Below are 10,518 nucleotides of genomic sequence, written 5' to 3'. Positions count from 1 at the left end.
TTTGCGCCCGGCACGAGCCGCCCTCGCCCATCGCCGCGCGAGGCGGCGGAATGTGGCGGAATCGGCATGGCCCTCGCGCAGCGGCGTGTCTCGGATGCGCTGGTCTCAGCACGTTTCTCTCGCTTTGGCGTCGCCGGCCCGAGCGTTGCGGCCAGGCCGGCGGCTTGTTCTGGTATGGCCGCCGCAACGACAGATGAGTCGAATTCAGCAGGCCCAGTCCGCCCGAGCGTAGTCAGGCCGCTTCAGCGTGGCAATAAAAAAATAAAGATGGAGATCGCGAAACTCGCGCCGTCGAACATGAATTCGTAATCGTGTCGAACGAGCGTGCGCGGCGAGTAAGAAATACGCCGGCGTGGCAGGCGGGATCGGTCAAAAAAGCGAGGCGGCGGGACGGGATGCGTGGATTCGTGGCAATGATGCAGGGCCGATTATTGCATGCCATGCAGGCATCGAATCACATAGTGGGAAAGTATCGGGCAGGCGCGGTCACGAAGCAAGCCGGTCGGCGCGGGAGCCTTCCCGGCACGCGCCGGGAAGAAGCTTCAACGCGTGTATCACCGAAGCGGCGGGCTCGCCGGCGCGCCGGATCGCGACAGGCTCTGCGTGACGGTGATCGACGAATCGCCGGGGACCGGAATGGGTTTCCGCTTCGCCTGCCGTTTCGCTTGCCGCTCCGGCGCGGCCTGGTCGCCCGCCTCGGCATCCAGGTTTCGCCAATGCGTCGGCTCGTGATCGATCCAGCGCTCCGGCCAGCCTCCCGCCATCGCGCTCATCGACACGGCCAGCATCGACAGGCTTATCCACTTCGACATGCGCATGCTCGACTCCTCGGTGATTCGGTACGTCGCCCGCCATCGCGGGTCCATTCGCGCTTGCATCGCTCATTGCGCGGGCCGGGCCGCCGGATCGCGCGTATCGTGCTCGTCGAAGCGCGGCGAGCTTTCGCCGCGATGGATCGTGAGGCGATGCAATTGCCGGCTTCGCGCCACCATCGACGCATCGGGCGGGAAATTCGTGCGTCGATTGGGAAGGTAGCCGTCGTGCCGGGCCTGCAGGAGTTCCTGCCGGACTTCGGCGCGAGTCTTCGCTTGGGCCGTCGCCTGCCCGCCCAGGCACAGGCCGGCCAGCGCAATGCCCATGCCGAGCGAAAGGCGCAATGCATTCTTCATTCCTCGTGTTTCCGGTTCGGTATCGATGGCTTGATTCTGGCCGCGCGCTGCTGCGCGGGCATGATCCGAACATGAGATTTCCGTCATGTCGGCCTCGCTCCAGGCTAGGGACGCGGGAAGACACAAGGGTGGATCTTGACGTAGGCATAAGGGCTGCCGCAGCGATGCCCGGCGTAGTCCACCTGCTGGTTCGGCATCCCCTGCCGCTCGCGGTATTCACCGCCGCTTCCCTGCGCCGGCCCGCCGGTGCTCGACGCGCATCCGGCCATCGAGAGCAGGGCAATCGGGACAAGCAGAATAAGCAGGACAAGGCAGCGAAAATCGATTCGGGACATGATCCGTATCCGGGAGAGTGGCGATTCGGGTCGCGTGGATTCGCGAGCAGGCGCTCCGCCACACGGCATGAGGCTGGATTGTCGACTCGCGCTCCGGCATGGACATGAGCCCGGCATGAGATTTTCCTCATCGCCGCGTCATGACGCATTTCTCATGTTCGAATCACGATCACGCACGGCTGCCTGCCCATACTGGCCACACGACTCGCCACCCGGCGAGCCCATCCCAAGGAGCCAGTCATGAAGTCGATTCGTTATGCAATCCTGTTCGTTACCGCCGCCATGTCGATCGGCGCGGCCAGCCAAGCCGCGCAGGCACAAGGCAAATCGCGCACGGACGTCGTCGACGAGCTGAAGGTCGCGCAACACGAGGGCGCCGTGCCGGCGGGCAAGACGCAATATCCGCCGAGCACGGACATGGTCGAGCGCAACAAGGACCTGCACGGCATGACCGTGCATCCCCGCGAATCCGATCCGAAGGTGGACGCGCACGACAAGCTCGGCTCGCGTTGAGCGCCGCGCCGCGGGGAACGCTCGCGACATCGCCCGGCCTCAGGCCGGGCGGCCCGGGCCCGAGGCGGCCTCGCCCGTCGCGCCGGGAAAACGAAGCCAGAAGGTGGTGAGCGTTCCCGGCAGGCTGTCCACGCCGCATTCGCCGCCGTGGTTGTCCATGATCGATTTCACGATCGCCAGCCCCAGCCCCGTGCCCGAAGCGGAATTCTGCCGCGAGGGATCGATGCGGTAGAAGCGCTCGAAGATCCGCGCGAGATGCTGCGGATGAATGCCCTCCCCCAGGTCCGAAACCTCGATCAGCGCCGCCTCGCCTTGCTGCCGGCATTCGATCGTGATCGCGCTGCCGCGCGGCGCGTATTTCAAGGCGTTCGACAGCAGGTTGCTGAGCGCGCGCTGATACAGGCTCAGGTCCGCCTCGACGCTTGCCCGGCCCCGCACCACGATCGACACCCCCGCATCCTCCGCGAGCGCCTCGTAATAGCCGGCCACGCGTTCGGCCTCGTCCGCCGCATCGAGCCGACGGATATCGAGCGACTGCCCGGCCTGCTCGGCGCGCGCGATGAACAGCATGTCCTCGATCATGTGCGACAGGCGCTGGTATTCGTCGATGCTCGACTCGATCACGGCCTGGTATTCGTCCGCGCTGCGCGGCTGCGAGAGCGCCACCTGCGCGGCGGCCTGCAGGTTGGTGAGGGGCGTGCGCATGTCGTGCGCCAGGTTCGACGAGAACTGGCCCAGCCGCGTGAACGACTCGTCGAGCCGCGCCAGCATGCCGTTGAAGGCATGTTCCAGTTCCCGAAGCTCGCCCGACACATGCAGCTCCTGCACGGGATGCGCGAGCCGGCTGGTCGACATCTGCTCGGCGCGCACGGCGAAGCGGCGCAGGGGGTTCAGGCCGAGGCCGGCGATGCCGTAGGCGAGCACGGCGGCCAGCACCACGCCGCACACTTCGATCACGACGATCGTGTAGGCATGCGCGCGCAGGGTCGACAGGTCCTCGGCGCGATCGTATTGCACCACGACGCGAACCACCGGCGCGCCGGGGCCGGCCAGCCGGACCGTGGAAATCGAATAACGCAGGCTGGAGCGAGCCGGTTCGATGCTGACGGCCGCCGAGGCAGCGGCCGCGGACAGCAGCGAGGCGTCGAAGCGCAAGCCCCTCGTGCCGACCAGCACGTTGCCGGTCGAGTCGAGGATGGCCAGATCCATGTCCGAATGCCCGTGAAGCTGGTCGATCCAGAGGTCCCGGTTCAGCCGCACATCGGTGAGGGTTCCGACCTTGGCCAGGTGCTGGCGCAAGGCGGCCGTGATGCCGTCGATCTGCTCGGCGGCCGAGGATTCGATGCGGCTACGCAGGGCCTCGTAGAGCGCGAGGCCGCTCAAGGCCAGGATCACCGAGGTCGACAGGATGATGAGGACCGTCAGGCGCCCGCGCAGGGTGTGAGGGACGACGCGCTGCATCATCGCGAAACCGGGTTGCGCACTTCGAGCACGTAACCCATGCCGCGCACGGTGTGGATCAGCTTCGGTTCGTAGGCGTCGTCGATCTTGGAGCGCAGGCGCCGGATCGCCGAATCCACCACGTTGGTATCGCTGTTGAAGTTCATGTCCCAGACCTGCGAGGCGATGGTGGCGCGCGGCAGGATCTCCCCCTCGCGCCGCATCAGCAGCCACAACAGCGCGAACTCCTTGGCGGTGAGCAGGATCGTATCCGCGTGTCGCGTCGCCTTCCGGCGCGTCAGGTCGAGTTCGAGATCGGCGACCTTCAGGGTATTCGTCTCGCGCGCCTGGCCGCGTCGCAGGATCGACTTGATGCGCGCGGTCAGCTCGACGAAATCGAAGGGTTTCGCCAGGTAGTCGTCGGCGCCCAGCTCGAGCCCCTTCACGCGGTCCCCCACGTCGTCGCGCGCGGTGAGAAACAGCACCGGGGTCGACTTGCTGCGCCGCAGGTTCTGCAGCAGGGTCCAGCCGTCCTGCCCGGGCAGCATCACGTCGAGCACCAGCAGGTCGTAATCCTCGGTTTCGGCCTGGTGCTGGCCGGTGGTTCCGTCCTGCACCCAGTCGACCACATAGCCCGCCTCCGTCAGCCCCTTGCGCAGATAGGCGCCGGTCTTGGGCTCATCCTCGACGATGAGAATACGCATGATTCCTTTCCTTGCAAGGTTCGGGTGGATACGCGCCGGCCAGCGTCGGCGCAGTCGATCCGGCCCGGATGATCGCGCCCGGCGCGATCGGGATTGCGCCAAGCATCGCACGAGAAACGCCCCCTGGCGGCAAGATGACGGAATTCTCATGTTTCGCGCATGTTTGCGCTGCAACAGGCATCTAGCATGGTGGCCAAGCTACTCGATGCCTCTTTCACTCATGCGTCTCGAACCCCTGGCCATCCTCGCCGTCGCCCTGCTGCTTCCCACTCTCGCCGGCGCGCAGGCGAACGACACGGCACCGCCGCCCGCCCCGCCGCTGTCGCTGGGCGAGGCACTGCGCATCGCCAACGCGAACAGCCCGCTGCTGACCAGCGCCCGCGCATCGGCCAATGCCGCCGCCGGTGCTCAGTTGCAGGCCGGCATGCGCCCCAATCCCGACTTGTCGTTCCTGCAGGAAAGCTTCAAGCGTTATGACCGCACCAGCACCGCGATGATCAGCCAGCGCATCGAGACGGCCGGCAAGCGCGGCTATCGCGTCGACGTCGCCGCCTACGGCCGCGAGGCCTCGCTGGCGGCGATGGACGCCCAGTCCGCCGCCGTGCGCGGCAGCGTCGTCCAGGCATTCTACGGACTCCTGTCCGCCCAGCGCACGCTCGCCGTCAGCGCGGAATCGGCCGCGATCGCCGAGCGCTCGACCGAGCTGGTCGCCAAGCGCGTCAGTGCCGGCAAGGTGTCGCCGGTCGAGGAGACCAAGGCGCGCGTCGCGCTGGTGGCCACCCAGATCGCGCTCACGCGCGCCGCGGCGGACCTGAGCGCCGCGCGCGCCCGGCTTGCCGGCGCGCTGGGCGGCGGCTGGCCGGGCGGCAGCGCCAGCGAGGACGGCTTCGAAAGCCTGCCGGAGATGCCCGCGCTGCCGGCGCTCGACGCCCGCCTGGAGGACGCGCCGCTCACGCGCGAGGCGATGGCCCGGGTCAGGCAATCGAATGCCCGCATCTCGCTGGAGCGCGCGCGGCGCATCCCCGACGTCACGATCAGCGCCGGCTACAAGCGCGTGACGACAGGCGGCATCGCCGACAACCAGGCGGTGGTCGGCATCTCGATCCCGCTGCCGATCTTCGACACCAATCGCGGCGCCATCGACGAAGCCACCCACTCGTCGGAACAGGCCAGCGCCGATCTCGACGGCACCCGCCTGGCGCAGCGGCAGGCGCTGGCGCAACGCTACGCGGACTATCGCAGCTCGGCGCTGGAGGCCGAGCGCCTGAAACGCGACGTGCTGCCGGCGGCCCGCTCGGCGCTGGAGGCGATGTCGCGCGGTTATGCGCTCGGCAAGTTCCAGTTCCTGGACGTGCTGGACGCGCAACGCACGCTGTTCGACAACCAGACCCGCTACATCCGCGCGCTGACCGACGCGCATCTCGCCGATGCGGATCTCGGCCGCCTGCTCGGCACCCCGCTCGACGCCGCGGCCCCGACCGTCCAACCCTGAGGAACCCCTTATGCCGAGCCAACCGAAGCGCGTCGCCCTGGCGATCGCGCTGGCCTGCGGGCTTGCCGTCGCCGCGGCGCTTGCCTTCGCCGCGCTGCGCACCACCGCGAGCACGCCAGCCGATGCCGCCACGTCGGCGCCCGCCGCGGTACGCGGCGGCACCGTGCTGACCGACGGCGCCTACGCGCTGGAAATCGTGCAGGGCGAGCGCGACGGCCAGGCCACGCTGGCCTTCTATCCCTCGCTGCGAGGCAAGCCGGTCAAGCCCGCCGGCAACACGCTCACGGCCACCATCGAGCGCTACGACGGCACGCGCGGCCCGCTCGCGCTGCTGCCCGGCGCGGACGGCTACCGCAGCGCCGCCGCAATCCCGAAACCGCATGTCTTCGAGGTGAAGCTCAACTGGCAGGCCGAAGGCGCGACGCGGACCTTCGACTATCGCCAGAACCAGCACGCCGTGCCCCTGGACGACCAGCAACTGGCCGAGGCGAGGATCGGCGTCGATCCGGCCGGGCCGGCGGCGATCGCCGATTCGTTCCAGCTTCCCGGCGAGATCCGCTTCAACGCCGATCGCACCGCGCAGGTCGTGCCGCGCGTGGCCGGCGTGGTGGAGAAGGTGGCCGTGTCGCTCGGCCAGCAGGTGAAACGCGGCGAGCTGCTCGCCGTGCTGGCCAGCCCGGAGCTGTCCGACCGGCGCAGCGAGCTGCTGACCGCGCAGCGCAGGCTGGTCGGGGCGCGTCAGGTGTACGAGCGCGAGCGCAGGCTGTGGCAGGAGCGCATCTCCGCGGAACAGGATTACCAGGCCGCCCAGGTGCAACTGCGCGAGGCGGAAATCGCCGTGCAGAACGCGCGGCAGAAGCTGTCCGCCATCGACGCGTCCGCCGGCGGCACGCTCAATCGCTACGAACTGCGCGCGCCGTTCGACGGCTCGATCGTCGAGAAGCGCGTCACGCCCGGCGAGGCCGTGGCGGCCGACACGAGCATCTTCGTGCTGTCCGACCTGTCGAGCGTGTGGGCCGAAATGGCCGTGCCCGCCCAGCGCCTCAAGGAGGTGTATGTCGGCAAGCAGGCCAGCGTCTCCGCGACGGCATTCGACTCTCAGGCGCGCGGACAGGTCGCCTATGTCGGCGCCCTGCTCGGCGCGCAGACCCGCACGGCACCCGCGCGCATCGTGCTGCCCAATCCGGGCGGCACCTGGCGGCCGGGCATGTTCGTCAACGTCACGGTCGATACCAGCGCGCACACCGTGCCGCTCGCGGTCAGGACCGACGCGCTGCAGACCGTCGACGGCGCGCCGGCGGTGTTCGTGGCATCGAAATGGGGGTTCGTCGCGCAGCCCCTCAAGACCGGCATTCGCGATGGCCGGTTCACCGAGGTGCTGGACGGGCTGAAGCCCGGCCAGCGATACGCGGCGAGCAACAGCTTCGTGCTCAAGTCGCAGCTGGAAAACAGCGCGGCCGACAGCGATTGATCCCACCCGTGCCCGCTCGCCGCTCAATCTGGACTCCTCCATGTTCGATCGCCTGATCCGCTCCTCCATTGCCCATCGCTGGCTCGTCCTGCTCGCGATCCTCGCGCTGGCCGCGCTCGGCATCTACAGCTACCAGCGGCTGCCGATCGATGCCGTGCCCGACATCACCAACGTGCAGGTGCAGATCAACACGCCCGCGCCGGGCTACTCGCCGCTCGAGGTCGAGCAGCGCGTCACCTATCCGCTGGAGACCGCGATGGCGGGCCTGCCGCACCTGGAGCAGACGCGCTCGACCTCGCGCTACGGCATCTCGCAGATCACGGTGATCTTCAAGGACGACACCGACATCTACTTCGCGCGCCAGCTCGTCAACGAGCGCCTGCAGCAGGCCAAGGACCGGCTGCCCGAAGGCGTGGCGCCGATCATGGGGCCGACCTCGACCGGGCTCGGCGAGATCTACATGTGGACGGTCGAGGCCGATGCCGGCGCGCGCAAGCCCGACGGCGGCGCCTACACGCCGACCGACCTGCGCGAGCTGCAGGACTGGGTGATCCGCACGCAATTGCGCAACGTGCCGGGCGTGACCGAGGTGAACTCGATCGGCGGCTACGTGAAGGAGTATCAGATCGCGCCCGATCCGGCCAAGCTGATGTCCTACGGGCTGTCGCTGGCGGACGTGGTGCGCGCGGTGCAGTCGAACAACGACAACGTCGGCGCCGGCTACATCGAGAAGCGCGGCGAGCAGTACCTGGTGCGCGTGCCGGGGCAGGCGCGCTCGCTCGACGACCTGGCCAACATCGTGCTCGCCAACGCGGGCGGCGTGCCGGTACGCATGCAGGACATCGGCCAGGTGCAGATCGGCCGCGAGCTGCGCACCGGCGCGGCCACCGAGAACGGCCGCGAGGTGGTGCTGGGTACCGTCTTCATGCTGATCGGCGAGAACAGCCGCACGGTGGCCGAGGCGGTGGCCGCCAGGATGAAGGACGTCAACCGCTCGCTGCCGCCGGGCGTGCGCGCGGTGCCGGTCTACGATCGAACGGTGCTGGTCGAGAAGGCCATCGCGACGGTCAAGAAGAACCTGCTGGAAGGCGCGCTGTTCGTCATCGCGATCCTGTTCCTGTTCCTCGGCAACCTGCGCGCGGCCCTGATCACAGCGCTGGTGATCCCGCTGGCGATGCTGATGACCTTCACCGGCATGGTGAACCTGAAGGTCAGCGCCAACCTGATGAGCCTGGGCGCGCTCGATTTCGGCATCATCATCGACGGCGCGGTGGTGATCGTCGAGAACTGCGTGCGGCGCCTGGCGCATGCGCAGGCCGCGGCAGGCCGCCCGCTCACGCGCGAGGAGCGCCATGCCGAGGTCTACCAGGCGTCCCAGGAAGCGCGGCGCGCGCTGATCTTCGGGCAGGTGATCATCATGGTGGTGTATTTGCCGATCCTGGCGCTCTCGGGCGTGGAGGGCAAGATGTTCCATCCGATGGCGATCACGGTGGTGCTCGCGCTCGCCGCGGCGATGGTCCTCACCGTCACCTTCATCCCCGCCGCGGTGGCGCTGTTCATCGGCGAGAAGGTCGAGGAGAAGGAGAACCGCCTGATGTCGTGGGCGCGCTCGCTCTACGCGGTGCTGCTCGATCGCTGCCTGCGCCGCCCCGGCCCCGTGCTGGCCGGCGCCACGCTGGCGGTGGCGGCCACCCTGCTGATCGCCACCCGGCTCGGCAGCGAATTCATCCCCAGCCTCAACGAGGGCGATTTCTCGATCTCCGCGCTGCGTATCCCGGGCACCAGCCTCACGCAATCGCTCGAGATGCAGCGGCAGATCGAGGCCACGCTCAAGGCACGCATCCCCGAGATCGAGCGCGTGTTCGCGCGCACCGGCACGGCCGAGGTGGCCACCGACCTGATGCCGCCGAACCAGTCCGATGCCTACATCATGCTGAAGCCGGCCAGGGACTGGCCCGAGCCGACCAAGCCGCGCGAGCAGTTGCGCGACGAGATCGAGGCGGTGCTCGCCGCGATACCGGGCAGCGTCTACGAGTTCTCGCAGCCGATCCAGTTGCGCTTCAACGAACTGATCTCCGGCGTGCGCAGCGACGTGGCGGTCAAGCTGTTCGGCGACGACATGGGCACGCTCGAGGCCACCGCCAGGCGGATCGCCGAGGCGCTGCAGCAGGTGCCGGGCGCGATCGAGGTCAAGGTCGAGCAGACCGCCGGCCTGCCCGTGCTGAGCATCGATCCCGACCGCGAGAAGCTGGCCCGCTACGGCATCAATATCGCCGACGTGCAGGCCCCGGTAGCCGCGGCGCTCGGCGGGAAGACCGCCAGCACGCTGTTCCAGGGCGATCGCCGCTTCGACATCGTGGTGCGCCTGCCCGAGACGCTGCGCTCGGACATCGACGCGATCCGGCGCCTGCCGATCGCGCTGCCCGTCACGGCCGCCGCGGCTGCACCTTCGTCTTCGGGCAGCGGCGCGAACCCGGCGGGCGCCGCCTTCGTGCCGCTTTCCGAGCTGGCGAACATCGAGTTGGCGCCGGGGCCGAACCAGATCAGCCGCGAGGACGGCAAGCGCCGCATCGTGGTCAGCGCGAACGTGCGCGAGCGCGACGTCGGCTCCTTCGTCGCCGATGCGCAGGCGAAACTGCAGGCCGAGGTCGCCATCCCGCCCGGCTACTGGCTCACCTGGGGCGGCCAGTTCGAGCAGTTGCAGAGCGCGACGGCGCGCCTGAAGCTGGTCGTGCCGCTGGCGCTGCTGCTGGTGTTCGTGCTGCTGTTCATGATGTTCAACAATGCCAAGGACGGCCTGCTGGTGTTCACCGGCATCCCGTTCGCGCTGTCGGGCGGCATCCTGTTCCTGTGGCTGCGCGGCATTCCGCTGTCGATCTCGGCGGCGGTGGGCTTCATCGCGCTGTCGGGCGTGGCGGTACTCAACGGGCTGGTGATGATCTCCTTCATCCGCAACCTGCGCGAGGCCGGCCGCCCGCTGGCCGAGGCGGTGCGCGAGGGCGCGCTGACCCGGCTGCGCCCGGTGCTGATGACGGCGCTGGTCGCCTCGCTCGGCTTCGTGCCGATGGCGATCGCCACCGGCACCGGCGCGGAGGTCCAGCGCCCGCTGGCGACGGTGGTGATCGGCGGCATCCTGTCCTCGACGATGCTGACCCTGCTGGTGCTGCCGGTGCTGTACCGGTTCGTCTACAGCGGATCGCCGCGCACGACGCCGGCAGACCGGGCAGGCACGGCGAGCCGGCTGCTCGGCCGACTGCTCGACCGGCTGCCCTTCCGGCGCGGGCCGGGCTGATCTTCGCCGCCCCTCCCCGACCCCCAAACCTCCGACGATTGCCGGCGCGAAAACCGCGCCGGCATCGCCGCGTCATGGCGCCCTTTATTACCGCATCGTTAT

General features: G+C 68.7%; 9 protein-coding genes. 4 read left to right on the top strand and 5 right to left on the bottom strand.

All coding sequences use genetic code 11. The features are described from left to right. Positions 1 to 554: 554 nt before the first annotated feature. From BM43_RS04180 to BM43_RS04170, 3 genes are all read right to left on the bottom strand, one after another. Positions 555 to 818: a hypothetical protein gene (locus BM43_RS04180; RefSeq protein ID WP_036056736.1), complete on the bottom strand. Its 264-nt coding sequence runs from the start codon at positions 816 to 818 to the stop codon at positions 555 to 557. Positions 819 to 881: 63 nt separating this feature from the next. Then, on the bottom strand, positions 882 to 1,256 hold the full coding sequence (locus tag BM43_RS04175) for a DUF4148 domain-containing protein (RefSeq protein WP_230676446.1): 375 nt from the start codon (positions 1,254 to 1,256) through the stop codon (positions 882 to 884). A gap of 17 nt (positions 1,257 to 1,273) precedes the next feature. Then, the gene (locus tag BM43_RS04170; protein ID WP_036056737.1) at positions 1,274 to 1,504 is read right to left on the bottom strand and encodes a hypothetical protein; all 231 of its coding nucleotides are present in this window, start codon (positions 1,502 to 1,504) and stop codon (positions 1,274 to 1,276) included. Between the two features lie 240 nt (positions 1,505 to 1,744). Here BM43_RS04170 and BM43_RS04165 point away from each other — a divergent pair, with 240 nt between their 5' ends. After that, the gene (locus BM43_RS04165) at positions 1,745 to 2,017 is read left to right on the top strand and encodes a DUF4148 domain-containing protein (RefSeq protein WP_036056738.1); all 273 of its coding nucleotides are present in this window, start codon (positions 1,745 to 1,747) and stop codon (positions 2,015 to 2,017) included. Between the two features lie 39 nt (positions 2,018 to 2,056). Here BM43_RS04165 and BM43_RS04160 read toward each other — a convergent pair whose 3' ends face one another. Further along, positions 2,057 to 3,481 carry a heavy metal sensor histidine kinase gene (locus BM43_RS04160; protein ID WP_036056740.1) on the bottom strand — a complete coding sequence of 475 codons (1,425 nt, stop codon included), beginning with the start codon at positions 3,479 to 3,481 and terminating at the stop codon, positions 2,057 to 2,059. Then, a complete protein-coding gene (gene irlR, locus BM43_RS04155) occupies positions 3,478 to 4,161 on the bottom strand; it encodes a heavy metal response regulator transcription factor IrlR (RefSeq protein WP_036056741.1) in 684 nt (227 codons plus the stop codon). The genes BM43_RS04160 and irlR overlap by 4 nt, the downstream gene beginning before the upstream one ends. A gap of 220 nt (positions 4,162 to 4,381) precedes the next feature. Between irlR and BM43_RS04150 the strand changes: the two genes are divergently transcribed. Genes BM43_RS04150 through BM43_RS04140 form a run of 3 tightly spaced genes read left to right on the top strand, consistent with a single transcriptional unit; the run spans position 4,382 to position 10,416 of the window. Next, a complete protein-coding gene (locus BM43_RS04150; protein ID WP_052409234.1) occupies positions 4,382 to 5,653 on the top strand; it encodes a TolC family protein in 1,272 nt (423 codons plus the stop codon). A gap of 10 nt (positions 5,654 to 5,663) precedes the next feature. Beyond that, positions 5,664 to 7,124, top strand: coding sequence for an efflux RND transporter periplasmic adaptor subunit (locus tag BM43_RS04145; protein ID WP_036056742.1), 1,461 nt, complete (start codon positions 5,664 to 5,666; stop codon positions 7,122 to 7,124). A gap of 40 nt (positions 7,125 to 7,164) precedes the next feature. Next, positions 7,165 to 10,416, top strand: a complete 3,252-nt coding sequence (locus BM43_RS04140; RefSeq protein ID WP_036056743.1) for an efflux RND transporter permease subunit — start codon at positions 7,165 to 7,167, stop codon at positions 10,414 to 10,416. Positions 10,417 to 10,518 lie beyond the last annotated feature (102 nt).

This window comes from Burkholderia gladioli (assembly GCF_000959725.1).
In the GTDB taxonomy this organism is placed as follows: domain Bacteria; phylum Pseudomonadota; class Gammaproteobacteria; order Burkholderiales; family Burkholderiaceae; genus Burkholderia; species Burkholderia gladioli.
Note: the sequence above shows the minus strand (reverse complement) of the source record. Positions and strands in the feature narration are given on the sequence as shown.